This is a genomic window from Mesorhizobium sp. M0016 (assembly GCF_040324035.1).
Taxonomy (GTDB): domain Bacteria; phylum Pseudomonadota; class Alphaproteobacteria; order Rhizobiales; family Rhizobiaceae; genus Mesorhizobium.
The window spans coordinates 83,488-105,960 of sequence record NZ_JAMYVM010000010.1 but is presented as its reverse complement, the minus strand read 5'-3'; the positions used below and the strand labels follow the sequence as shown (position 1 = coordinate 105,960).

General features: G+C 62.7%; 25 protein-coding genes. 9 read left to right on the top strand and 16 right to left on the bottom strand.

Features of this window, described 5'->3' with window-relative positions; all coding sequences use genetic code 11:
* Positions 1-17: 17 nt before the first annotated feature.
* Positions 18-989 (bottom strand): DUF3592 domain-containing protein, encoded by a 972-nt coding sequence (locus NKJ88_RS16570; RefSeq protein WP_352444725.1) that lies wholly within the window; start codon positions 987-989, stop codon positions 18-20.
* A 163-nt stretch (positions 990-1,152) separates the two neighbouring features.
* Between NKJ88_RS16570 and NKJ88_RS16565 the strand changes: the two genes are divergently transcribed.
* A complete protein-coding gene (locus tag NKJ88_RS16565) occupies positions 1,153-2,094 on the top strand; it encodes a phosphoribosylaminoimidazolesuccinocarboxamide synthase (RefSeq protein WP_023739359.1) in 942 nt (313 codons plus the stop codon).
* A 20-nt stretch (positions 2,095-2,114) separates the two neighbouring features.
* Here NKJ88_RS16565 and NKJ88_RS16560 read toward each other — a convergent pair whose 3' ends face one another.
* The 3 genes from NKJ88_RS16560 to NKJ88_RS16550 are packed head-to-tail and all read right to left on the bottom strand — an operon-like array spanning position 2,115 to position 3,844.
* Complete coding sequence (locus NKJ88_RS16560) at positions 2,115-2,999, bottom strand: DMT family transporter (RefSeq protein WP_023697600.1); 885 nt, start codon at positions 2,997-2,999, stop codon at positions 2,115-2,117.
* Positions 2,996-3,604 carry a class I SAM-dependent DNA methyltransferase gene (locus NKJ88_RS16555; RefSeq protein WP_023669053.1) on the bottom strand — a complete coding sequence of 203 codons (609 nt, stop codon included), beginning with the start codon at positions 3,602-3,604 and terminating at the stop codon, positions 2,996-2,998. Before NKJ88_RS16555 ends, NKJ88_RS16560 begins: the two co-directional genes overlap by 4 nt.
* Positions 3,605-3,631: 27 nt before the next feature.
* Positions 3,632-3,844 (bottom strand): hypothetical protein, encoded by a 213-nt coding sequence (locus tag NKJ88_RS16550; protein ID WP_023697599.1) that lies wholly within the window; start codon positions 3,842-3,844, stop codon positions 3,632-3,634.
* 65 nt (positions 3,845-3,909) lie between these two features.
* Here NKJ88_RS16550 and NKJ88_RS16545 point away from each other — a divergent pair, with 65 nt between their 5' ends.
* Complete coding sequence (locus NKJ88_RS16545) at positions 3,910-4,854, top strand: LysR substrate-binding domain-containing protein (RefSeq protein ID WP_023697598.1); 945 nt, start codon at positions 3,910-3,912, stop codon at positions 4,852-4,854.
* On the opposite strand, the gene NKJ88_RS16540 is transcribed toward NKJ88_RS16545, so the two are convergent.
* The 6 genes from NKJ88_RS16540 to NKJ88_RS16515 form a co-directional block, all read right to left on the bottom strand.
* Entirely contained in the window at positions 4,851-5,357 is a 507-nt protein-coding gene (locus NKJ88_RS16540; protein ID WP_023700830.1) for a DUF2314 domain-containing protein, read from the bottom strand. The two genes, NKJ88_RS16545 and NKJ88_RS16540, sit on opposite strands and share 4 nt — an antisense overlap.
* Positions 5,358-5,511: 154 nt before the next feature.
* Positions 5,512-6,576: a glycoside hydrolase family 25 protein gene (locus NKJ88_RS16535; protein ID WP_023825095.1), complete on the bottom strand. Its 1,065-nt coding sequence runs from the start codon at positions 6,574-6,576 to the stop codon at positions 5,512-5,514.
* A gap of 281 nt (positions 6,577-6,857) precedes the next feature.
* On the bottom strand, positions 6,858-7,049 hold the full coding sequence (locus NKJ88_RS16530) for a hypothetical protein (RefSeq protein ID WP_023669058.1): 192 nt from the start codon (positions 7,047-7,049) through the stop codon (positions 6,858-6,860).
* 116 nt (positions 7,050-7,165) lie between these two features.
* Complete coding sequence (locus tag NKJ88_RS16525; RefSeq protein WP_023684918.1) at positions 7,166-7,564, bottom strand: GFA family protein; 399 nt, start codon at positions 7,562-7,564, stop codon at positions 7,166-7,168.
* A gap of 186 nt (positions 7,565-7,750) precedes the next feature.
* Positions 7,751-8,707 (bottom strand): alpha/beta fold hydrolase, encoded by a 957-nt coding sequence (locus tag NKJ88_RS16520; RefSeq protein ID WP_352444721.1) that lies wholly within the window; start codon positions 8,705-8,707, stop codon positions 7,751-7,753.
* Between the two features lie 118 nt (positions 8,708-8,825).
* A complete protein-coding gene (locus NKJ88_RS16515) occupies positions 8,826-9,074 on the bottom strand; it encodes a ParB N-terminal domain-containing protein (protein ID WP_023694150.1) in 249 nt (82 codons plus the stop codon).
* Positions 9,075-9,243: 169 nt separating this feature from the next.
* Between NKJ88_RS16515 and NKJ88_RS16510 the strand changes: the two genes are divergently transcribed.
* The 5 genes from NKJ88_RS16510 to NKJ88_RS16490 all read left to right on the top strand — a co-directional run bounded on the left by NKJ88_RS16510 (position 9,244) and on the right by NKJ88_RS16490 (position 14,934).
* The gene (locus NKJ88_RS16510; protein WP_023825096.1) at positions 9,244-10,881 is read left to right on the top strand and encodes a N,N-dimethylformamidase beta subunit family domain-containing protein; all 1,638 of its coding nucleotides are present in this window, start codon (positions 9,244-9,246) and stop codon (positions 10,879-10,881) included.
* Between the two features lies 1 nt (position 10,882).
* Entirely contained in the window at positions 10,883-12,256 is a 1,374-nt protein-coding gene (locus tag NKJ88_RS16505; RefSeq protein ID WP_023825097.1) for an aminotransferase family protein, read from the top strand.
* 10 nt (positions 12,257-12,266) lie between these two features.
* A complete protein-coding gene (kce, locus tag NKJ88_RS16500; RefSeq protein WP_023816557.1) occupies positions 12,267-13,196 on the top strand; it encodes a 3,5-dioxohexanoate:acetyl-CoA acetone transferase in 930 nt (309 codons plus the stop codon).
* Positions 13,197-13,405: 209 nt separating this feature from the next.
* Entirely contained in the window at positions 13,406-13,909 is a 504-nt protein-coding gene (locus NKJ88_RS16495) for a GNAT family N-acetyltransferase (protein ID WP_031199926.1), read from the top strand.
* Positions 13,906-14,934 (top strand): histone deacetylase family protein, encoded by a 1,029-nt coding sequence (locus NKJ88_RS16490; protein ID WP_352444720.1) that lies wholly within the window; start codon positions 13,906-13,908, stop codon positions 14,932-14,934. The genes NKJ88_RS16495 and NKJ88_RS16490 overlap by 4 nt, the downstream gene beginning before the upstream one ends.
* On the opposite strand, the gene NKJ88_RS16485 is transcribed toward NKJ88_RS16490, so the two are convergent.
* The 3 genes from NKJ88_RS16485 to NKJ88_RS16475 form a co-directional block, all read right to left on the bottom strand.
* Positions 14,906-16,201, bottom strand: coding sequence for a cysteine desulfurase-like protein (locus NKJ88_RS16485; RefSeq protein WP_023731184.1), 1,296 nt, complete (start codon positions 16,199-16,201; stop codon positions 14,906-14,908). The two genes, NKJ88_RS16490 and NKJ88_RS16485, sit on opposite strands and share 29 nt — an antisense overlap.
* Before the next feature lie 52 nt (positions 16,202-16,253).
* Positions 16,254-17,321: an aldo/keto reductase gene (locus NKJ88_RS16480; protein WP_023731183.1), complete on the bottom strand. Its 1,068-nt coding sequence runs from the start codon at positions 17,319-17,321 to the stop codon at positions 16,254-16,256.
* 118 nt (positions 17,322-17,439) lie between these two features.
* The gene (locus tag NKJ88_RS16475; protein ID WP_023731182.1) at positions 17,440-17,982 is read right to left on the bottom strand and encodes a hypothetical protein; all 543 of its coding nucleotides are present in this window, start codon (positions 17,980-17,982) and stop codon (positions 17,440-17,442) included.
* A gap of 330 nt (positions 17,983-18,312) precedes the next feature.
* Between NKJ88_RS16475 and NKJ88_RS16470 the strand changes: the two genes are divergently transcribed.
* Positions 18,313-18,477 carry a hypothetical protein gene (locus tag NKJ88_RS16470; protein ID WP_023731181.1) on the top strand — a complete coding sequence of 55 codons (165 nt, stop codon included), beginning with the start codon at positions 18,313-18,315 and terminating at the stop codon, positions 18,475-18,477.
* A gap of 75 nt (positions 18,478-18,552) precedes the next feature.
* Here the strand turns inward: NKJ88_RS16470 and NKJ88_RS16465 are convergent, their stop codons facing one another.
* On the bottom strand, positions 18,553-19,059 hold the full coding sequence (locus tag NKJ88_RS16465; protein ID WP_023739373.1) for a DUF1993 domain-containing protein: 507 nt from the start codon (positions 19,057-19,059) through the stop codon (positions 18,553-18,555).
* Between the two features lie 124 nt (positions 19,060-19,183).
* On the opposite strand from NKJ88_RS16465, the gene NKJ88_RS16460 reads away from it, so the two are divergent.
* Positions 19,184-20,242 (top strand): DUF1176 domain-containing protein, encoded by a 1,059-nt coding sequence (locus tag NKJ88_RS16460; RefSeq protein ID WP_352444718.1) that lies wholly within the window; start codon positions 19,184-19,186, stop codon positions 20,240-20,242.
* Between the two features lie 36 nt (positions 20,243-20,278).
* Here NKJ88_RS16460 and NKJ88_RS16455 read toward each other — a convergent pair whose 3' ends face one another.
* Both NKJ88_RS16455 and NKJ88_RS16450 read right to left on the bottom strand, forming a co-directional pair.
* Entirely contained in the window at positions 20,279-21,484 is a 1,206-nt protein-coding gene (locus NKJ88_RS16455) for an epoxide hydrolase family protein (protein ID WP_352444716.1), read from the bottom strand.
* A 74-nt stretch (positions 21,485-21,558) separates the two neighbouring features.
* On the bottom strand, positions 21,559-22,398 hold the full coding sequence (locus NKJ88_RS16450; protein ID WP_023711475.1) for an alpha/beta hydrolase: 840 nt from the start codon (positions 22,396-22,398) through the stop codon (positions 21,559-21,561).
* Positions 22,399-22,473: the final 75 nt, after the last annotated feature.

The following is a 22,473-nucleotide window of genomic DNA, read 5'->3' as shown; positions in this document are numbered from 1 at the left end:
GTCATAAAAGTGGCGCCTCAGATAAAACCGACCAGCCAAGCCGCGCCGCCCAAAAACGCGGCCGAACAGACCCACAGCAGCCAAAGCCCGCGCACCCTGCATTCCAGCACTGCCGAGGCGGGGTTGGCTGGGTCGTAATGCACGTCGACCTTGCCGCCCTCGGCATAGCTGCGCCCTTGGCCGCTGACGAGGCCGGGCATTGAAGCGGTGACCGTGGCGCCGAAGGTGACGCGGTCTGAGGTGTAGTGCTGGCCTGCGACGCCGTAGCTGTACACGATGCGGGATTTGAAAACGGTGCTCCAGCGTCGGTGGCCCCTGTAGTTTCGTAGCGCCTGCAGACCGGAGGAATCGATGCGGCCGGGCGCGACCGGCCATTTTGCCGCCTGCTCGGCAAGCGACTTCTGGACGAAGGCCATGCGCAGGATCATCAGGCCCATGAACAGCAGCAGCGCTCCGGCGCCGAGGTTCTGCGGCTTGGGCAGGTGCGGCCGGATCGCCTCCAGCACGCCACCGAGCGAAAACACCAACACCACCGTGCCGATCACCAGCCAGGCCGAGAGCTTGACCATGAACTTGAAGGCGCCGTCCGGCAGGGTGCGTTCGATCACGGCCTTGCCCGGATTGGCCGGATTGTAGAAGACGGTCACTTCAGCGCCGGTGGGAAACTGCGCCAGGGTTTCGGTGACTTCGAAATTCCCCAGATTCTCCTTCACGCTGTAGCGCGAGCTTTGATATTTCTTTTTACCGACCTTGTATTCGAAGGTGATCGCCGGAAAATTGCGCATCTCGGTGGTGTCGCTGCTGTCCGAGCCGACGCCCGACCTTCTGACTTCACGCGCCTCGACGCGCGACGAGATGATCTTGCCCGGCGCCGGCAGCCAGTGGCTCATCGCCTGCACCTCGCGCCATTTGACGAAGGTGATGAACGACAGACCACCCGCGATCGCGCAGGCAAATCCGACAATCAGAAATTTGAGCTCTACGTCCACCGCGTCCCCCAGGAGTACAGGAAGCTGCAAATAGATAGCACGGCGAAGGCAATGTCTTGATTATTCGCAAAGGACGAACCGCCCTTCCTCGGGTATCGAAGCCCCGCCAACTTTGTTAAGAGTCGCCCAAACTGTTAGGAGCCACGAGACCAGGATGACAGCACTGCGCGTTCTCTCGGATGCCTTCATTCCGGAACTCCCGAACCACTATAAAGGCAAGGTCCGCGAGAATTACGATCTGCCGGATGGCCGCCGCATCATCATCGCCACCGACCGGCTGAGCGCCTTCGATGTGATCCTGACCGCAATACCGCTCAAGGGAGAGCTGCTGACGCAGACGGCGCGCTACTGGTTCGAGGAAACGGCGGATATCTGCCCCAACCATGTGCTCGATTATCCCGACCCCAATGTCGTCGTCGGCACCAGGCTCGACATTCTGCCGGTGGAAATCGTCGTTCGCGACTATCTCGCCGGCACCACCAGCACTTCGGTGCTGACGAAATACAAGAACGGCGAACGCGATATGTACGGCATCCGCCTGCCGGACGGATTGCGCGACAATGAGAAGCTGCCGCAGGCCATCATCACGCCGACCAGCAAGGCGCTCGATGGCGGCCATGACGAGCCCTTGACGCGTGACGAGATCCTGACGCGCGGCCTGTTGTCGGAAGAGCAATGGGACACCGTCTCGCGCTATGCGCTGGCGCTGTTTGCGCGCGGCAAGGCGCTGGCCGCCAAACGCGGCCTGATCCTGGTCGACACCAAGTACGAGTTCGGCACGGACAAGGATGGCGCCATCATCCTTGCCGATGAAATCCATACGCCCGACTCAAGCCGCTACTGGCTTGCGGCAAGCTATGAAGAGCGTTTCAAGGCAGGCGAGCGGCCGCAAAGCTTCGACAAGGATTTTATTCGCGCCTGGGTGACCGCGCGCTGCGATCCCTACAAGGATCGTATTCCGAAAATCCCCGCCGAGCTCATCGAGCAGACATCGCGGGTTTACACGCAGGCCTTTGAGACCATCACCGGCAAGACCTTCACCGCCGATATCTCGGGAAAGACGGTGCTGGACCGCATTCGCGAGAACCTGCGACCTTATTTCTGACGGCGGCTGGCGGCCGCCGGTCAACTTGCCGAGGTCGCGGACACGGACGGTTCTGGCGGAGCGCGCCACGTGCCGAGATATGATCCGCACAGGATGAGCGCGAAGGCCGCGACAATGCCGATATCGAGCGGCTCCGAAAGGACGAGCACGCCGGCTGCCACGGAGACGGCGGGCGCCACATAGGTGATGACGACCGCCCGTTCGGGGCCGATCTCCCGCACCAGCAGGAAATAGGTGGCGAAGGCAATCGCCGTGCAAAACACGCCAAGACCGAGGATTGCGCCAACCACCGTTGTCGACGGCATGGCCGCCGGCCAGGCCAACGCCGCCGGCACGGCGTAGATCAGCGCGGCCCCTGCCAGACAGACTGCCGTCAGCGAGGTTGCCGGCACATCGTTCAGCCAGCGCGACGCGATGATCGAACCCGAGGCATAGCAGGCCGCGGCCATGAGAATCTCGACGACCGCGAGAAATCCGCCACCCAAGGTCGGCAGCGCCAGCACGAAGACACCGGCAAAACCGAGGAAAAGGCCGGTCCAGCGGCGTATCCCCAGTCGCTCATCCGAGCCCATCAGCTTTGAGAGCGCGACGGTTACGGCCGGCGTCATGGCAATCAGCAGTCCGGCGGTGGAACTGTCGATGCTGACTTCGCCATGGGTGATCAGCCCCCATGGCAGGATCATCTCGACCAGACAGAATGCGGCGACCGCCCGCCAATGTGTCTTCAGCCATCCGAAACTGCGCTGGACAAGGACGAAGGGCAGCAGCGCGAGCGCGCCGACGGCTGTTCGGGCAAAGACCAGGAAGGGCACCGACACCTCGGCAACCGCTAGCTTGATCAACAAATAGGGAATGCCCCACAGGAGGCTGAGCAGCACGAACAAAAACAGTCCGCGGCGCGTCATGACGGCCTCACAGCCAGAAAGGTGGTCCACTCTTCGCGATCGCGGCCGACGTTGAATTCGTCTCCGACAAGAACCAGCCCGGCGTTTTCGAGTCGGGCCGCGAAGTCGTCCCTGCGCCAGTAGACCGTATGATATTCGCCGCTCTTCTCGCCATCGCCAATGCGCATCGAGACGAGGAAGGCGCCGCCCGGCCGCAGCGACCCGGCAATCTTGGCAAGCACCTGGTCGGCCTGCTCGCGCGGCACGTGGATCAGGACGCACAATGCGAGCACCGCGTCGTAGGGGCCGCCGAGATCGTCGGTGATGAGATCGAGAAACTCACCATGCTTGCCGCGTGCGGCCTGCAACTCGAGAAACCGCTTCGTTGCGTCTGTGCGCCGAACCTGGACACCGAGCCCTTCGACGAAGTCCGCATCGTATCCGGGCCCCGAACCGACTTCCAGAATCCGGCCACCTTTGCCGGCGATCTTCACCAGGCGCTTCAGCCATTTCTGTTCTCTTTGGTTCGGAACGTGCCGCACCAGAGCGTCGTAGCGTTCGGCATAGTCCTCATAGGCGTTGATCGTTTGGCGGCTCTTCGCCAGATCCTCGGATGGCACAGTCATCTTTCCCTCCCCTGGTCAAAGAGCTTGTTAGCCAATGGTGCCGGGAGGCACGCGTCCGTCAAGCATACCGATATCCCTGAGGAAATGATCCGACAGCGAGCGGCGGTCGAGCAGGCCGCGCTTGCGAGGCCTGAACGGCGCGGTGAAGAGGTCGAGCACCGGGCGGCGAAGCGTGTTGTAGAGAGCGATGGTGGTGGTCATTGCCGTATCCTCCAGGGTTTGATCCGATGAATGCAGCATGCCGTTTTCCGGGCTTGGTTTCCAATCGAACGTCGCGTAGTATGCATCAGCGGGATTGATGCGTCATGAGCTGGGAACTACCACCATTAGGAGCCATCAGGGTCTTTGAAGCCGCGGCCCGGCTGGGCAGTTTCACCAAGGCAGCCGAAGAACTCGGCATGACCCAATCAGCTGCCAGCTATCAGATAAAGGTGCTGGAAGAACGTGCCGGAACGCCGCTTTTCATAAGAAAAACAAGGCAGATCGCGCTGACCGAGGCCGGACAGCAGCTGGCGCCGCACGCAACAGGCGCGTTCTCGACCCTGGCCGACGCATGGGTCGCCACCAAGGGTGGAGCGACCGGCGTGCTGTCGGTGACGACCATGGAAACCTTCGCATCGAACTGGCTGGCCGTATGGCTTGGAACATTCCAGCTGATGCATCCCGATCTTGCCGTGAAGGTGAATACATCGCACGGGCTGGTCGATTTCACGCGCGGCGACATGGATGTCGGCATTCGCACCGGCAGTGGAAAATGGCCGGGCCTGACGGCTCACTATCTGTTCAAGGCGGACTATACGCCGATGCTCAGCCCGAGACTCGCCGAAAGCGTCGGCGGCATCCACCGCCCTGAGGATCTCTACCAACTGCCGCTATGCTGTGCCGACGATCCCTGGTGGGAAATCTGGTTCAAGGCTGCCGGCGTGCCGTTCGAGCCCGATCGCGTCATCGCTGGCCCGAAGCTGGGTACGCAGGCCTATGATGCGATGGCGGCGCTGACCGACAAGGGCGCCGCGATCCTCACCAGAAACCTTTACAGCGCCCTGTTGGAAAAGGGCCAGTTGATACAGCCATTCGACGTGCTTGGCTCGGACGGCGACGGCTATTGGCTGGTGCATCTGGAGAGCCGCCGCAACGCGCCCAAAATCAAGGTGTTTCGCGACTGGGTGCTGGCGCAAACGGCAGAGATACGCGAACGCGAACGGCTCGATAACCCTCAAGGCGCCACGATCAAGCTCGCCCGTGTCTAATCCTTAAAGGTCAACCCGTACTTGGCGACCTGTTCCTTCGGCATATCCGCAAGCGCCTGGCGCGTGGTGTAGCCGCCGTAGATCACCTTGCCGTTCTTGATCATCCAGTCCTCGACGTCGGCCTCGGTTACCGTCATCCTGTCGCCCATCTTGTACTTGTTGCCATTGACCGGCACGTCAGCAAGCAGGCCGATATAGGAGCCTTCGCTGTAGCCCACCAGCTGCAGCCAAATATGCTCGGTGGCGCCGTTCTGGGTCAGCGGGAATTTTACCGTGTAGGTGCCCGGCGTGCCGGCGTCCATCAGTTCGTGGAAGCGCTTGAGGGTCGAGCGGCCGCTGTCCTTGGCGGCCTGCATCGCCTTGTCCTCGGTGGAATAGGACACGACGTTCTGCTTCGACTCCGCCAGCGAAGCGCCACTTCCGCCCGGCATGTGGCCGAGCGAACTGAAAAACCCGTAGCCGACGGCGGCGGCAAGTGCGACAGCCACAACTGGATTGCGCATGGATCCCTCCGAAAACCCGATCACGGGCACGTTACCGGAAGGCTGTTGCGATACCGCTAAAGGACACAGTGAGCGGATCGTTAGCGAGACGCTGAAAATTCAACCCAAGGCGCAGCGGCAGGCAGCGCAGGCGCACCGGCACCGGGCCTGACGTTCAATCGGCGTCGGCGACGGTCGTCTGCCCGCCTGCCCATGCCCGCCAGGCGCGCTCGTCGCCATGGAAGACGTTGAGGTCGATGCGGCCGGTCACGCCGTGCGACAGGCCGGAGCCGGAGTACTGCCAGAATAGCCATTTGCGGCCGGGATAGACTTTTGAGGGATGCCGCGCCACGGCGCGCAGCCAGAACGGATAATCGAGAAACGCACCCTTGAGATTGTCGCGATAGAAATCCGGTGCGGTGTAGATGATGGGCCGCTGGCCGTAATGGCGCTCCAGCTTGTCCATGAACACCTTCATCTTTTCCAGCACGGTGGCCCGCGACGGCCGCCGCTTGCAGGAAGATTCGCCGTTCCACTCGACATCGATTACCGGTGGCAGCGCGCCTTCGACCCTCGGCACATTGCGGATGAACCAGTCGGCCTGCTCGCCCGCAGTGCGGCACCAGTAGAAGAAATGATAGGCGCCGCGCTTCAGCCCGGCGGCGTCGGCATTGCGCCAGTTCTTCATGAACATCGGGTCGAGATGGTCGCCGCCATCGGTCGCCTTGATATAGGCGAAGTTGGCGCCCTGGGTACGCAGCTTGCCCCAGTTGACATTGCCCTGCCAGCGCGAGACGTCGACGCCGTGGACGGCAAGGTAGCGTGGCGAAGCCTTGCCGAAATTGATCGGCTTGGCGTCGCGGAAACCGTAGCGGGTGACCGGCGAGGCCAGCATGGCCGGCGCCGCGCGCGTCAACCGCTTCGGCGCAGACATCAGAGCGGCGGGCTCGAGCTGTGGTCTGGTGCTCCCCTGCGGCGTGCCCGCGACGATGGCCTCTTCTTCCTCGACCATGGAAAAGGGCGGCGCATTGTCGGCCACAGCGTTGTCGGCCACCATGTCGGACCGCATCGGCGCGAGGTCGGCGGTCTCCGCCGGAGCCGCTGCGACCGGCGCGCTCGGACGCACGACCGAACTGGTCGTCTCGTTCGACGGTTGCAAGCCATCGACGCCCGCTGTGGACGAACAGCCGGCAAGCCACAGCGATGCCAACATGAAACTGACGACGGCTGAAATCCGCATCTGGACCTGTACGCAAAACACAACAGACCGAAGGCAAACAGACGCCGCCGGACAAACCGGCCTCGATTACTAACGAGAAATTACCAACAAAGTTTGAATCAAGTTGTTAGGAATTGGCCCTCTTGTCTTCTCCCCCTGTGGGAGAAGGTGGATCGGCGCGTAGCGCCGAGACGGATGAGGGGTGTTCCAGCGGAGTGAGGCGTTGGCGTTCCCTGGAACACCCCTCATCCGACCGAGCTTCGCTCGGCCACCTTCTCCCACAAGGGGAGAAGGGGAAGCCCTTACCTTCCCAGCCATTGCTGCATGCAGCTTTTCGCCACCACATGCGCCGGTGGCACGGCGTCGGCCGCCGGGCGGCGGGCACGTTCGAGCAGCAGGCGAACCTGTTCGGGGCGCACGCGGTCACGCTCCATGACGAGGAGGACCATCGGATCGCTCAAAAGCTCGTCCAGGGTGCTGATTCTGTCGCTCATCGGTCGTCTCCTCGATACCGGCCCGCAGACGATAGATAGGCAGCCAATCATGGCCCGCCAATGACGCTTTGCCGGCTATGTCGTGGTTTCGGGATTAATTTCCGGTAAGGCCGGCGTCAGTTCGGAGGCGGCGCGCCTTCATGGTGCGGCAGGCCGTCATCGAGCTGCAGCCAGGGCTGCTTCGAGGCGGTCCACATATGCATCTCCGGCTTGAACAGCGAGGGATCGTCGAGCGAGCCGGTGGTGATGCCGACGATGCCGGCGGAGTCGCGTCGGGAAAACAGCGTGGTGCCGCAAGCGGCGCAAAAGCCGCGCTTGAGGTCCGGAGAGGTGTTGACCGTCGCCACCTCTCCCTCGACGGTGACATCGTCGATGCGAAACAAAAGGCGGGCGTTGAAGGCCGCGCCGATCACCTTCTGGCAGCGCCGGCAATGGCAGACGCGCTGATTGAGCGGCGCCGCCTCGGTGCCGTAGCGCACTGCCCCGCAATGGCATCCGCCCTGGTATTTCGTCATCATTCGAACCCATCACACTGAAGGTCTCTTGATGATATCGACAGGTACCTTTCGGTCAATTGAAAAGCCCTGATGGCGCCATCGATTGCGCCGATAGGACTAATGGCTGCGCCAGGGCTTCGTGGTTTCGCAGGCACAAAAAAGCCGGCCGCCTCTTCGAGACGGCCGGCATGTATCTCAGGCAAGCTATTTCGTTTCGCTGAGGACTTCGTCCCAGGTCTTCACCTTGGTTTCGCCATTGAGGAAGGGCAGTGCCGCGGCCGTCAGTTCCGGTGCGAAGAAGACGTCGTAGTGGGTGCGGTTGGGAATGATGGCCAGCCGGTTCTGCGACAGGTTCTCACGCATCCAGCCGGCATCCTTCAGCCCGCCGCCGATCATCTGGTAGAACCTGATCTCGTGCTCGGGCTTGTACATGTCGCTGTCGCCATAGGCCAGCATAACTGGCATCTTCAGCTTCGCCACATCGGCGGAATAGTCGTAATCCTTGCGCATGAAATTGCCCAGCGCATCGAGCAGTTTAGGGAAATCGTCGGGACGTGGGGCGACGGCGACGTAGGATTTGTACATCGGCGTGTCCTTCATGAAATCGGCGGCGGCCGCGCTCACCTGCGCCTGCTGGCCGCGCATCTCGTCATAGAAGCCATTGGCGGCGAAGCCGGTCGAGACCAGGACCAGCCGGCGCACCGTCTCGGGATGCTGAACGGCCATACGGAAGGCGACGCCGCCGCCCAGCGAATAGCCAAGCACGTCGACCTTGTCATAGCCGAGCGCCTTGACGATACCAGCCATGTCGTCGCCCATCCCCTCCAGGCTGAAGGGTCGCTCGCCGAGCGCGGTGCGGCCATGGCCCTGCAGGTCGACGGCAATGATGGTGCGGTTTTCCGCCAGCTTCGGCAGCAGCGGCGCGAACATGTCCGACGTGCCAAGGCCGCCATGCAGCAGAAGCAGCGGTTCGCCCTTGCCGTAGACGGCATAGTAGTAATTCAGGCCGTCGATCGGCAGCAGGCCGGACTTTTCCGGCTTCGGCATGGCTGTTGCCTCGGTGGTCATGGCGGGCTTGGTCTCCTCTGCATTGGCTGGGCCGGGCGCTACGAACAAGGCAGCGACCGAGGCAAGAATGGCGAAATAGATTGGTCTGGACATGTCGGTCTCCTCGGGTTCCGCCCCAAGGACGAGCAAGCACGCCGCGTGCCGACATGCCCTGCGAAAAAATCCGCGGAGGAATGACCGGTTTGGCTGTTTGTCGATCGGGTCGCGCGCCTCAGTGGCGCTTGGCCTGCACCAGATAGGCGTCGATCTCGGTCTCGCCGAGCCATTTGGCGGCTTCCAGCCGGTGCAGGCCCTCGACCAGGATGTGGCGCTTGCCGTCATTGCGAACCTGGATCGGCGTCTTCATGCCGTTTTCCAGTATGTCTTCGGCCAGGTGCCGGACCGTTTCGGGATGCAGCGTCTTCTTGCGCGCCGTCGGCACGTAGATGTCGTCGACCTTGACCTTCTGCACTCTCAGCATGCCGGCTCCCGAGGCGGAACATACCGCCTCGCCTGAGATAGTCGGTTTGCCGGGTGCGGCCAAGAGCGGCCAAGCAATTGTGTCGTATGCAATTGCTGGCCCGATCGTTTCCATTTGACGCTTGGCCGGCAGATGGCCGAAATGGCGGCCTGTCACTTTTCCGGTGTTCATGACCCATCTGCCAACCGAATTTCCCGATTTCGGACTGACGCCCGAGCAGCGCCGCGAGGCAGTGCGCGGCCATTACTATGAATGGCCGGGAATGGACGGCGAGCGCGGCGAGATCTGGTGTTATTCCAACCGCTTTTCCTACCGCGCCGGCGAGACCGTGACGCTGCATGTCAGTTCGACAGTGCCGCGCTTCAGCATTGTCATTGTCCGCGACGGCGGCAGCGAGACAAAAGTCTTCGAGCAAACGGGGCTTTCGGCGCGCTGGCAGGATACGCCCGACCAGTGCTCGGTCGAAGGCTGCGGCTGGGAGGCGTCTTTCGAATTTCGCATCGGCAAGGATTGGCCATCCGGCGCCTATCGGCTGACGCTGACGGCAGACGGGCGCGACGGCAAAGCTATCCTTTGCCATCACCTCATCATCGTCGCGCTCCTGCCCGGCAGCAAACCCGGTCGCGTGCTGCAGGTGGCGGCGACCGGCACCTGGCTGTCCTACAACACATGGGGCGGCTCCAACGCCTATCAGGGCATCACCGGCCCGGGCCGCGACCAGTATGCGCGCATGGTGTCGACGCAGCGGCCTTGGTGCCGTGGCTTCGTGGTGTTGCCCAAGGACGCGCCGCGCGTGCCGCTGGAGGTTGCCGTGCCGCCGAAAACAGTGCCGCGCTATCCGCACATGGAATGGGCGTACGCCACGGGACATTCGAAGAAATACACCTCCTCCGGCTGGGCGAGCTATGACAGCCACTTCTTCCGCTTTGCCGAGCGCGCCGGCTATGGCGTCGATCTCGCCAGCCAGCACGATTTGCACTTCTCGCCCGAAATCCTCGATGGTTATGACTGTGTGGTCTTCGTCGGCCATGACGAGTACTGGACCTGGGAGATGCGGGACGCCGTCGACAGCTACGTCGAGCGCGGCGGCCATGCGGCGCGCTTTGCCGGCAATTTCATGTGGCAGACAAGGCTCGAGGACGAAGGCCGCCGGCAGGTCTGTTACAAATACCGCGCGCGGGCCGAAGACCCGGCCTATGGCGGCGACGTCACCCGCGCCACCAACTCCTGGGAAGCGCCGGAGATCGGCCGTCCCGGCGCTCTGACCTTCGGCCTTAACGCAACGAGGGGCGTCTATGCCGGCTGGGGCGGCTGCGCGCCGCGCGGCGTGCGCGGCTTTCCGGTCTATCGGCCCGAGCATTGGGCCTTTGCCGGCACCGGAATCTATTATGGCGACCTGCTTGGCGCCGACAGTCATGTCTATGGCTATGAGGTCGACGGGCTCGATTTCGAGATCCGCGGCGGCCTGCCCTATCCGACACCGGACAGCGGTGCGCCTGACGGGCTGCAGGTGCTGGCCGTCGGCATGGCGAGCCAGGTCGAGGAAAGCGCCGATATCCCGATCGAGGACCAGTTTCTCGCCGACGAGGATGGCCGCTTTACGGCCGAAACGCTGTTTGGCGAGGCGACCGACGCCAATCTGGAAAAGGTCAAACGCGGCAACGGCATGATCGTCAATTTTCCGCGCGGCAAGGGCGAGGTTTTCCACGCCGGAAGCTGCGAATGGGTCGCCGGCCTGCTCAGGCAGGATCCCATGGTCGAGCGCGTGACCAGGAATGTAATCGACCGCTATCTCGGAAAGACCTGACATGCAGAAGCCCTCATCAACTGGTTCAGAAACGCGCGCGCCATCGCACCTGTTCTACCTCTCCAGCCTGCGCCGGCCGCTGATCGACCGCGCCGAAGGCATCTATATGTGGACGCAGGACGGCCGCCGCTTCATCGACGGATCGAGCGGGCCGATGGTCGCCAATATCGGTCACTCCAACCGCAATGTGCTGGACGCCATGAAGCGGCAGATGGACCGCGCCACCTTCGCCTACCGGCTGCATTTCGAGAACGAGCAGGCGGAAGAACTGGCGCGGGAGCTCGCCGGCAAACTGCCGGAGGGCATGGACCGAATCTTCTTCGTCTCCGGCGGTTCGGAGGCGACGGAATCCTGCATCAAGCTGGCGCGGCAATGGGCGGTCGCGACCGGCCAGCCGAAGCGCTGGAAGGTTATCACGCGTTTTCCCTCCTATCATGGCGGCACGCTGGGTTCGCTTTCGATAACCGGCGACGATGCGCTGGCCGAAACGTTCACACCGATGATGCGGGTGATGCCGACCGTGCCGGCGCCGACGGCATGGCGCGACCGCGACAATCTTTCGATGGAGCAGCGCGGCGTCCGTTATGCCGACATGCTGGAGGAGAAGATCCAGGCCGAGGGCCCGGACAGCGTGCTCGCCTTCATCATGGAGCCGATCGGCGGTGCGGCGACTTCGGCCCTCGTCGCACCGGACAGCTATTATCCGCGTATACGCGAGATCTGCGACCGCTACGGCATCCTGCTCATCCATGATGAAGTGATGAGCGGCGCCGGCCGCACCGGAAAATTCCTTGGCGGCGACCATTGGAACTGCAAGCCCGACATCGTCGCGCTGTCGAAGGGGCTTGGCTCCGGCTATGCGCCGCTCGGCGCGCTGGCCGCCCCGATGCGGCTGGTCGAGCCGCTGCTGGCGTCGGGCGGCTTCCAGCATGGCCACACCTATGCTGGCAATCCGCTCGCCTGCGCGGCCGGGCTCGCCGTGCTCGGCGAGATGGACCGCCTCGACCTGATCGCCAATGCCGCCGCGATGGGCGACGTGCTGATGGACGGGCTGAAAGCGCTGGCGAAGCGTTTTCCGTTCATCGCCGATGTCCGAGGCAAAGGCCTGCTCACCGGCGCCGAGATGGTTGCCGATCCCGAAACTCTACGGCCGATCGAACAGGGCAAGAAAGCCACGCAGCGCCTGCTCGACCTCGCCTACGAGCGCGGGCTGATCATCTACGGCCGCAGGGTCAAGGGCGGTGTCGACGGCGACAATTTCATGGTGGCGCCGCCGATGATCGTCACGGCTGAAGAGGTCGGCGAGATCATTTCCATCATCGGCGATTCGCTGGAAGTTCTGGCCGCCGAACTCGACCTGCCGGTCGAAGGCTGAGGGCTAAAGAATGGCGCCGAGGAAAGTCATCATCACCTGCGCGGTCACTGGCTCGGTGCACACCCCGTCCATGTCGCCCTATCTGCCGGTGACGCCGGACCAGATCGCGACCGACGCCATCGCGGCGGCCGAGGCTGGCGCCTCAATCCTGCATCTCCACGCCCGCGATCCCAAAGACGGCCGGCCGACCGCCGATCCTGAGGTGTTCATGCAGTTCCTGCCGCGCATCAAGCAAGCGACCGATGCGGTGATCAACATCACCACCGGCGGTTCGTCGCTGATGACGCTCGACCAGCGGCTGGCGGCACCACTGCGGGCCGAGCCGGAAATGTGTTCGCTGAACATGGGCTCGATGAATTTCGCGCTGTTCCCGATGCTCGACAAGCCAAGGGAATGGCAGCACGAGTGGGAACCAAAGCTGCTCGAAGCCACCCGCGACACCATCTTCAAGAACACCTTTGCCGATATGGAAGGCGTGCTCGAAAAGCTCGGCAAGGGCTGCGGCACGCGCTTCGAGTTCGAATGCTACGATGTCGGCCATCTCTATTCGCTGGCGCATTTCCGCGACCGCGGGCTGGTGTCGGGGCCGCTGTTCATTCAATTCGTGCTCGGCATTCTGGGTGGCATCGGTGCCGATCCCGACAATCTCATCCACATGAAGCGCATTGCCGACAAGCTGTTCGGCGACAGCTACCAGTTCTCGGTGCTCGCCGCCGGCCGCCACCAGATGCCGCTGATCTCGATCGCAGCGGCGATGGGCGGCAATGTCCGCGTCGGGCTGGAGGACAGTCTCTACGACGGACGCCAGCTGGCGAAATCCAACGCCGACCAGGTGCGCAGGATACGTGGCATTCTCGATGGCCTGTCGTTGGAGGTGGCCACACCGGCGGAGGCGCGGGAGATGCTGGCGCTGAAGGGTGGGGACCGGGTGGCGTTTTGAGATGATTGATCTGCGATGATGGCGTTCTGGCACACCCCCCTCTGGCCTGCCGGACATCTCACCCCCAAGGGGGGAGATCAGCAGTTTCTGCGCTGCCGTCCATCCTGCAACGTTGGAAGTTTGCGAAGGCCGTGGCGACGTCCAATCTCCCCCCTTGAGGGGGAGATGTCCGGCAGGACAGAGGGGGGTGCCTGGGCGCCTTGCCTATCGTGAGTACAGTCACCCTCCGCCCCGGCACCATCGACGACGTCGACACCATCCATGCCGCGCTGCTCAAGCTCGGCACCCATATCGGCGCGCATCAGGAGATCACGTCCACTGCCGACGATCTCCGCCGCTACGGCTTTGGCGACAAACCCGCCTTCTCCACCCTGATCGCCGAGATCGGCGGCGATTTTGCGGGGCTCTGCCTGCATTTCCCGATCTTCTCGACATGGATGGGGCGGCCAGGCGTCTATATCCAGGACCTCTATGTCGAGGACCGGTTTCGCGGCCGCAAGGTCGGCGAAAGACTGCTGCGCCGGGTCGCGCGCGACTGCCGCCGGGATGGCGGCGCCTATCTCAGGCTGTCCGTCGATACCGACAATGACGGCGCCAAGGCTTTTTATGAGAGGCTGGGCATCGCCTGGTCGAGCTACGAGCAGACGCATAAGATTGTTGGCGATGCCTTTTTCGCCTTTGCCGATGCAGCGCAGGATGGGGACGCGGAATGAAAACCTTCTTTGCCGAGGAGCAGAAACGCCACGACCCGAAGGCCTTTCTGTCCAGCGGTGCGCCGCAGCCCAATCCCGAACGGCCGGAGCGGGTAGAGCGATTGTTAGCCGGCGCAAAATCCGCCGGATTGACGATCGAGCGGCCCAGGGAACATGGCCTAGGCCCGGTGGCGGCCGTGCATACGCCGGAGTATCTCGCCTTCCTCGAACACATTTTTGCGCGCTGGCAGCGCATCGAGGGCGCATCCGCGGAAGTCATGCCCAACATCCATCCACTGGCCCGCACAGGGTCCTATCCGGCCTCGGCGGTCGGCCAGGCCGGCTACCACATGGCCGACACCGCTTGCCCGATCTCCGCCGAAACCTGGCAAAGCGCGCTGTGGAGCGCCTGGAGTGCAGTCGAGGCAGCCGAAGCGGTGATATCGGGCGCGCCTGCCGCTTATGCGCTCTGCCGGCCGCCCGGCCACCACGCCTTTGCCGATGTCGCCGGTGGCTTCTGCTTCATCAACAATTCGGCGGTCGCAGCCCAGGTGTTGCGCAAGCAGGCGGGGCGGGTGGTGATCCTCGATGTCGACCTGCATCACGGCAACGGCACGCAAGGCATCTTCTATGCCCGGGCCGATGTGCTGACAGTGTCGCTGCATGCCGATCCGGTGCGCTTCTATCCGTTCTTCTGGGGCCATGCCGATGAGCGCGGCGAAGGTCCGGGCCTCGGCTATAATTTCAACCTGCCATTGCCGCGCAAATCAGCCGACGCGGCGTTTCTGGAGGCTCTCGAAGTGGCGTTCCAGCGTATCCACGCCTTTTCGCCGGACGCGCTGGTCGTGGCGCTCGGTCTCGATGCGTTCGAGGGCGATCCGTTCGGCGGGCTTTCGGTGACCACGCCCGGTTTCTCGCGGATCGGCGAGGCAATTGCCAAGCTTGGCCTGCCGACGATTATCGTCCAGGAAGGCGGCTATCTCTGCGACGCGCTCGGCGACAATCTCACGGCGTTCCTCACCGGTTTCGGCGGCAAACAGCGATAGCTGACTTGCGCTGCTGCCTCAGCATGGCGATCACCCGGTGCACGCTTTCCAACGTCTCGTCGATCTCTGCCGCCGTGTTGTAGTGCGCAATACCGATGCGCACGACTCCCTGCTCGGCCGGAATGCCGAGATGGTGGACGATCTCCCAGGCGTAGTTGTGACCCGACCATAGAAAAATGTTCTCGGCATTCATCTGCCGCACGATCGTCTCTGGCACGATGCCGTCGACGGTGAAGGACACGGTCGGCACGCGCTCAATGACACGCTTCTGATCTGTGATGCCGCGGATGGTCAGGCCCTCAATGGCGGACAGCCCATCGATCAGCCCCAGCGCCAGCGGGTTTTCGTAGGCGATCGACACTTCGTATGCCTTTGCGATCTTTTGCCTTCGCGAACCGCCCTCGCCGGCCGCAGCACCGAGTTCGGCGAAGTAATCGACCGCTGCGGTAAGTCCGGCCATCAGTTCGATCTGCGGCGTACCGAGTTCGAAGCGCTCCGGCAGGCCATTGGACGAGCAACGGCATTTGTAGGGTTTCAGCGCATCGATGATGTCGCGGCGGCCCCAAAGAATGCCCATGTGCGGGCCGAAGAACTTGTAGGCAGAGCAAACCAGGAAGTCGCAGCCGAGGTCCTGCACGTCGACCAGCCCATGCGGCGCGAACTGCACGGCATCGACATAGACCAGCGCGCCGGCCTGTTTGGCGATCGCCGTCAGCGCCTTGACCCGGTTGATCGAGCCGGTGAGGTTCGAGGCGTAGTTCAGCGCAACAAGCCGCGTCTTGTCGGTGAGCAGAGCGCTGAGCGCCGCCTCCTCGACCTGCCAGCTCTTCTCGTCGAAGGGCAGGAAGCGCAGGACGAGGCCAAGGTCTTCGGCCAGTTGCAGCCAGGGCGAGACATTGCCCTCATGGTCCATGCGGGTGACGATGATCTCGTCGCCCGGCTTGAAACCGCGGCCGAGCGTGCGCGACATGTGATAGGTCAGCGTCGTCATGTTGGCGCCGATGATGATTTCTTCAGCGCTTGCCGCACCCAGGAAATCGGCCATCGCCGCATGCGCGTCGTCGACCACTTTTTGCGCCGCCACGGTCGTTTCGAAATAGCCGCCGAGATTGGCGTTGGTGGTCAAGAGACAGCGCGCCACCGCATCGGCAACGGCTTGCGGCACCTGCGTGCCGGCCGGATTGTCGAGATAGATGCGCCGGCGGCCTTTGTCGGTCAGGTCCAGCGCCGGAAATTTCCCCCTGACGGTCTCGATCGGAAAATCCATTGCTGTCCCCTTACCCTTGTGTTTGCTCGGCAATTTCGTTCGAACGGCTTGCCTATGGGCACGGATTGCCGACGCGCTGATGGATTGCGTCGACGGCCTTCTGCATCTCGTCGGTCCAGGTCACGTCGACTGAGGACAGCGCCATCTCGAGCTGGGCAATCGTCGTCGCGCCGATGATGCTGGAGGTAACAAAGGGTCGGCTGGCGACATAGGCGTTGGCGAACAGCGCCGGTTCGAGGCCGAAGGAGCGCGCCAGTTCGTTGTATTCGAGCTGCGCCTCCGCCGCATTCGGCGTCTCATAGCGCTGGCCGCGGTTGAACAGCTGCGAGCGCGAACCTTGCGGCCGCGCGCCATGATCGTATTTGCCGGTGAGATAGCCCTGCGCCAGCGGCGAATAGGCGAGAAAGCCGACATCCTCGCGTTCGCAGGCCTCGGCGAGGTTCACCTCGAACGTGCGGTTGACCAGATTGTAGGCGTTCTGCAGCGAAACGACGCGCGGGCCGACGCCCTTGTCGGCCTCGGCAATGAAGCGCATGACGCCCCAGGAGCTTTCGTTCGACAGGCCGAGATGGCGGATCTTTCCTGCCTTCACCAGTTCATCGAAGACAGCCAGCGTCTCGGCGATCGGCGTCTCGCCGGGCGGCGCGCCAACGGCATCGGCACGGCGCGGCACAGCACCCACGCGGGTCGGGTTGGCGCCCCAGGGGATGTCGCGCTCCGGCCAATGGATCTGATAGAGATCGAGATAGTCGGTGCCGAGCTTGGCCAGCGATTTGTCGATGGCGTCAAAGATGTCGGCGCGCACCAGCTTCGACGGGCGGCCGCCACGAAACCAGCTGTTGGCGGTGCGGCCGACCACTTTCGAGGCCAGGATGACCTTGTCGCGGTTGCCCTTGGCCTTCATCCAGCTGCCGATGAACTTCTCCGTCCGCCCCTGCGTTTCCTCTTTGGGCGGGATCGGGTAGAGCTCGGCGGTGTCGATGAAATTCACGCCGCGCTCAAAAGCCAGATCCATCTGCGCGTGGCCATCGGCTTCGGTGTTCTGCTCGCCCCAGGTCATCGACCCCAGGCAGATCTGGGTAACAAGAAGATCGGTCCGACCGAGACGGCGTTTGTGCATGGAATTTCTCCGGCGGGAATGCTGCGCGCGACAGCGCGGGAAGGAAGTCGCATCTATAGGGAAAGCGGCGCCGCTCTCCAACCCTCAGCGGACCGACTTTTGCGTGAAGGAGGAAAAGTTAGCGCCTTGCGCCGGCCAGCGCGCGCCGCTTGGCCTCGTCGATCAGCATGTTGGCCACCTGCATGCGGATCATGGCGCGCTGGCGCAGATGCGGCGCGACGCGGTCGGGGTGGTTGGCGAAGGCGAAGCTGCGGCGCATGCGGCCGAGATCGGCGTTCTTGACTGGATGATCGAGGCCGAGCTCGACGGCGATCGCGTCAGGGTCGATCGGCGGCAGCTTTTCCTCGGGCTTTGCCTCCTCGCCGGCGAGCGCCAGCTTGGCATGATCGAGAAGGGCGGCAAATTCTGCGGCCAGATCGGCTCCCGCCTCGCGGTATTCGGCGGCGAATGTTTCGCCCGAGACCTTGATGCGGCCGGAATGAAGCTCGTCGGCCACGGAGAGATAGTCGAACGGGATCGACGGCCGCGCGCCGGTCTCCTCGCCCGCCTCGTCCTTGTCGGAGGCAACGAACAGATCGTCGAGCAAGGAAGCGAAATCCCGCTTGGCGCCGATGTCAGCCTCCCCCTCGTTTAAGCGTGCGAACAGAGCCGGTCGCAGCATAGAACCGGCTCGTTAAAAATGAATGCCGCTGATCTTAACCAGTTTAGGCGTTTGCGAGGCTTGCGCGGGCCCGGTTGGCGATGTGCAAGACCCAACAAAAAGCCGGACTGCATTTGCATGCAGTCCGGAAATTCGCCAGGAGTGGCGAGGAAAAGCCGGCCATGTGCCAGCGTCTATGCATACGGTGGGGATGCGCCACAAGTTTCAGCGCACGCGGCAATTGTGCCGAAAAAAATTCGCTTGGCATGGCTGCCATGCAAATGCTGCACTGCACAATCTTCACAATTTTCCTATATTCGGCGCCGTGGAGGATCAACAAGGGGCCGAATCATGGGGTTCTTCACTGAAACGTTTGCCCGTCCGCGTCCGCAGGAGCATCAGCGTTATCGTTCCGCCCTGGCACTGCTGCACTCGATGAGCAATGCCGACCGCGCCGACATCGGCGTCAAGCCGGCCGATTTCCCACGCATCGCGCGCGAAATGTCACTGCGTTGAGTAAGCCTTGGCGCTGAACCAGCGTCATACGAAGTTTCCCGGTAGCGGCCGGGAAACCTCGCAACGCGCAATTCGTCAACGATTACCGAGATAGGCGCCCTTGGTCAGCGGCACGCCATTGTGGCGCAGGATGTCGTAGGCGGTGGTCACGTGGAAATAGAAGTTGGGCATGGCGACATGCAGCAGATACTGCATGCCGGGCATCGAGGCTTCGCGCTGGCCAAACTTCAGTTCGACCACCCTTTCATCCGAACCATCGAATTCGGCGGCCGAGAATGACGCCAGCAGATCGAGCGTCTTGGTCAGGCGCGCCTGAAGCTCGGCGAAGGTCGCTTCATTGTCTTCGTATTTCGGCACCTCGCGACGGGCCAGCCGTGATGGCGCGCCCTTGGCGTGGTCGGTGGCGACCTGCACCTGCCTGGCCAGCGCGTACATGTCGGGCGCCAACCTCGCGGTCAAAAACACCTGCGGGTCAATCTTGCGCTCGGTTGCATTCTGTTCGGCCGCCGACAGCACGCCGGACAGCGCCTTCAGCCTGGCCGAAAACACCGGCACAGAGGCTTCATACATCGATAGTGTCACGTTCAAATCTCCATTGCGGCTGAAGCGCCGACGGCGGGACGTAGCGCCTTCCCGGAGGATTTTTCAAGCGTCACCACGTCGCCGCAATCTCTATGATAGACTCCTTCGTGGTGGAGATTCTCCGATGAGACGCGTCTTTCTGGCAGCGGCCGCCTTTTGCTCCCTTGCCGCATCCGGCCAGGCTGTGTTCGCCGACGATGAACCGGCAGCCGATGACCAGGCCCCTTACGTCGATGACAGGTCAGACGCCGCAGCCGTCATCCGCTCGCTCTACAGCGCCATCAACCGGCACGAATTCGCCCGCGCCTGGGCTTACTACGGCGATACCAAGCCGGCAAAGGATTTTGGTACCTTCGTCAAGGGCTATGACGGCACCTACAAGGTCGACGTCGAAACCGGCGCCATTTCCGATGAAGGTGCGGCCGGCAGCATCTATTACAGCGTTCCTGTCGCCATCCGCGCCACCGACAAGGACGGCAATGAAGCGGTCTTCGCCGGCTGCTACACGCTGCGCCAGGTCAGCGCTCAGATCCAGGCCCCGCCGTTCCGACCGATCTTTATCGACAAGGGCGCGCTGAAGCCGTCCAAGGCCGATTTCGAGGAGGCGCTGCCGCCAAGCTGTGGTGACGGGCCGCCGCCGCCGAAGAAGGACACCGCACTCGAGCACGTGAAGAAACTGTTCGCCGCCGATTATGGCGATCAGTGTGACAAGCAGTTTCTCGGCGAGGAGCCGAACATCTTTTCGATCAAATACAAGGCAAAGGACGCGGCTGCCAGCGATCCCGACAAGGAAACGCGGCTTTTCGAGTTCTACTGCCAAGCGGTAGCCTATAACGCAAGTTCGGTCTACTACATGACCGACGAAGTATCGGGCGTGCGGCAGTTGCAGTTCACCGAGCCCGAAATGGATATCCGTTACGAGAACAATGACAGCGACGGCAAACTGCTGGGCATGGATATCATCGGCTTCCGCACCACCGGCTGGGCGGCCAATTCCGAATATGACGAAGACGCCAAGACGCTGACCACGTTCAACAAATGGCGCGGCATCGGCGACGCCTCGGACAAAGGGATATACCTGTTCCGTAACGGCGATTTTTCCCTCGTCCAATATGATGTGGACGCGTCTTACGATGGCGAGGAGAACCCGCAGACGGTGGTCGACTACAACACCGCGCCGTAGGGATCTTATCAGGAACCGCCGCGCTCAAGCAGTCCTTCACATTCGCCTTCTCGTTTCAGGCCGGGAACGCATCGGCCGGAAGAAGGCGCGAATGTCCTCGACCAGAAGACTCGGTTCCTCCAGCGCAGCGAAATGGCCGCCTCGCGGCATCGATGTCCATCGCTGAACGTCAAAGACCCGCGCCACCCAGGATCGAGGCGGCATCGGCAACTCGCGAGGGAAAAGCGCTACCCCAAATGGCGGCGAAACGCGTTCCAGCGTCTCGAACGCAAGAGGGAACAGTCGATTCTCCTTGTAGAGCCGCAAGGACGAGGTGAGCGCGTTGCTGAACCAATAGAGCGAAACATCCGTAAGGAGCGTGTCCATGCCGAAGGTGCGCTCCACGTCACCGTCGCAATCGCTCCAGCTACGGAACTTCTCGATCATCCAGGCTGCGAGACCGATCGGCGAGTCTGTCAGCGCATAAGCAAGCGTCTGAGGCTTCGTGCCCTGCAGATGGGCATAGGCGCCCTCCGTTGCCGTCCAGGCCGCGGCCTTGTCCAGGAAGGCCTGCTCCTCAACGGTGACAGGTGGCAGACCTGCACCCAAAGGTGGCCGATAGCTCCCGGGAATGTAATTGACGTGGACGCCAAGCACGCTTTCGGAATGGAGCCGTGCCATCCAGGCGGAAACGCCCGCGCCGATGTCGCCTCCTTGGGAAGCGAAGCGGTCGTAGCCGAGCCCGCGCATCAACTGTACCCATAACTCCGCGATGCGGCCGGAATGGAAGCCTGGTTCCGTCGGCGCCTGCGAAAAGCCGTATCCGGGCAAAGAGGGAACTACCACGTGGAAAGCGTCGGCCGGGTCACCACCATGGGCAGCTGGGTCTGCCAGCAATGGAATGACGTGTTCCATTTCGATGAAGGAGCCGGGCCAGCCATGCGTTATGATCAGCGGCAGCGGCGCCGGTCCGTTGCCTGGCTGGTGGACAAAGTGGACATCTAGGTTGTTCAGCCTCGTCAGATATTGCGGCAGCCGGTTCAGCCGCGCCTCTTGCACTCTCCAGTCGAAGCGGTCTCGCCAGTAATCCGCAAGACGCTTGATGAACGGCAGGTCGGCCCCATCGCTCCAGCCCGCTTCGCTTAGCGGAATTGGCCATCGTGTTGCGCTAAGCCGGCGCTGGAGATCTTCAAGTTGTTCGTTCGGAATTTGGATCTTGAAGGGGTGAGCGTCCATCGCTGTGCTTCCGATCTGTTGGATCATATCAGCCTACACCAGTAAGGATATCGGCCGAACCATGATCGCCAAAACCAACGGGCACCTCTGGGCGATATGCGTCAGGGCGCTTTCGACAGCATCCAGTTCAGCGTTTGGCGCCAGTCGACCATGCGGATCGGCGTGCCATGGGTGCCGGTCTCGAACCGGACGAACCGGGTCGGATAGGCTTTCGAGTTCGCAATGATGGAGCGGAAGAAGGCTTCCTGCTTCTCCACGGGAAAGACCGGGTCCTTGCTGCCCTGGCCGAAGAACACCGGCACATGGCGCCTGTAGGCGGGGCTCGACAGGAAACTGTCATCCCATAGCGAGCCGAGCAGCAGCAGCCCGTTTATGCGCCGTCCCGTATCGTTGCGGCCGGCCAGCTTCCAGCACAGCATGCCGCCCATCGAGCCGCAGGCGACGAAGATTTTCGCGTCCGGCGAAGCCTCGGCATAGTGGCCGATCAGCGCCGCGACCTGGGCCGCGCCCTTGTCGCCGAAATCGGTGAAATCCGGTGAGAGGTAGAGGCCGCCATTGCCGGCCATCAGGTTCTTGATGCGGTTGAAATTGCCGCCGAAGGTGAAGTCGTCGACGCCCTGCTTGCGGCTGCCGCCCTGCCCGTGCAGGTAAAGCACGATGATGCCGGCGCCTTCGGTCTTGCCGACGGCGACATGCCTGACATCGCCGGCATCGGTTTTCAGCATCAAATCCCGCTGCACCTTGCGCACGCCGGTGTCGGTATACTTAGCCTGCACGCGCTTTTCCGGCACCTCGTCGCGGTCGTTGATGTCGCGCATCTCGCGATAGTCGATGACGGTGTAGGCGCCTTTGTCCGTGGACGAGAGCGTCGCCGGATAGGCGAAGAGGTCATCCTTGTAGGGTTTTAGTTCGAGCGCGTCCGCGTGGGCGGCGGAGAACAAGAAAAGAAGTGAAACCAGAAGGGTATGGAACGCGGCTACCCCCCTCTGGCCTGCCGGCCTGGCCGGCAGGCCAGA

Excerpts from the sequence above, each read along its gene's own strand:
- kce (WP_023816557.1), top strand. The coding sequence starts at position 12,267 with ATGGCGCCGAGGAAAGTCATCATCACCTGCGCGGTCACTGGCTCGGTG.
- NKJ88_RS16460 (WP_352444718.1), top strand. The coding sequence starts at position 19,184 with ATGAGACGCGTCTTTCTGGCAGCGGCCGCCTTTTGCTCCCTTGCCGCA.
- NKJ88_RS16520 (WP_352444721.1), bottom strand. The coding sequence starts at position 8,707 with ATGTCCAGACCAATCTATTTCGCCATTCTTGCCTCGGTCGCTGCCTTG.
- NKJ88_RS16525 (WP_023684918.1), bottom strand. The coding sequence starts at position 7,564 with ATGACGAAATACCAGGGCGGATGCCATTGCGGGGCAGTGCGCTACGGC.
- NKJ88_RS16530 (WP_023669058.1), bottom strand. The coding sequence starts at position 7,049 with ATGAGCGACAGAATCAGCACCCTGGACGAGCTTTTGAGCGATCCGATG.
- NKJ88_RS16470 (WP_023731181.1), top strand. The coding sequence starts at position 18,313 with ATGGGGTTCTTCACTGAAACGTTTGCCCGTCCGCGTCCGCAGGAGCAT.
- NKJ88_RS16475 (WP_023731182.1), bottom strand. The coding sequence starts at position 17,982 with ATGCTGCGACCGGCTCTGTTCGCACGCTTAAACGAGGGGGAGGCTGAC.
- NKJ88_RS16490 (WP_352444720.1), top strand. The coding sequence starts at position 13,906 with ATGAAAACCTTCTTTGCCGAGGAGCAGAAACGCCACGACCCGAAGGCC.
- NKJ88_RS16560 (WP_023697600.1), bottom strand. The coding sequence starts at position 2,999 with ATGACGCGCCGCGGACTGTTTTTGTTCGTGCTGCTCAGCCTCCTGTGG.
- NKJ88_RS16485 (WP_023731184.1), bottom strand. The coding sequence starts at position 16,201 with ATGGATTTTCCGATCGAGACCGTCAGGGGGAAATTTCCGGCGCTGGAC.
- NKJ88_RS16515 (WP_023694150.1), bottom strand. The coding sequence starts at position 9,074 with ATGCTGAGAGTGCAGAAGGTCAAGGTCGACGACATCTACGTGCCGACG.
- NKJ88_RS16535 (WP_023825095.1), bottom strand. The coding sequence starts at position 6,576 with ATGCGGATTTCAGCCGTCGTCAGTTTCATGTTGGCATCGCTGTGGCTT.
- NKJ88_RS16505 (WP_023825097.1), top strand. The coding sequence starts at position 10,883 with ATGCAGAAGCCCTCATCAACTGGTTCAGAAACGCGCGCGCCATCGCAC.
- NKJ88_RS16550 (WP_023697599.1), bottom strand. The coding sequence starts at position 3,844 with ATGCTGCATTCATCGGATCAAACCCTGGAGGATACGGCAATGACCACC.
- NKJ88_RS16555 (WP_023669053.1), bottom strand. The coding sequence starts at position 3,604 with ATGACTGTGCCATCCGAGGATCTGGCGAAGAGCCGCCAAACGATCAAC.
- NKJ88_RS16545 (WP_023697598.1), top strand. The coding sequence starts at position 3,910 with ATGAGCTGGGAACTACCACCATTAGGAGCCATCAGGGTCTTTGAAGCC.
- NKJ88_RS16480 (WP_023731183.1), bottom strand. The coding sequence starts at position 17,321 with ATGCACAAACGCCGTCTCGGTCGGACCGATCTTCTTGTTACCCAGATC.
- NKJ88_RS16540 (WP_023700830.1), bottom strand. The coding sequence starts at position 5,357 with ATGCGCAATCCAGTTGTGGCTGTCGCACTTGCCGCCGCCGTCGGCTAC.
- NKJ88_RS16455 (WP_352444716.1), bottom strand. The coding sequence starts at position 21,484 with ATGATCCAACAGATCGGAAGCACAGCGATGGACGCTCACCCCTTCAAG.
- NKJ88_RS16510 (WP_023825096.1), top strand. The coding sequence starts at position 9,244 with ATGACCCATCTGCCAACCGAATTTCCCGATTTCGGACTGACGCCCGAG.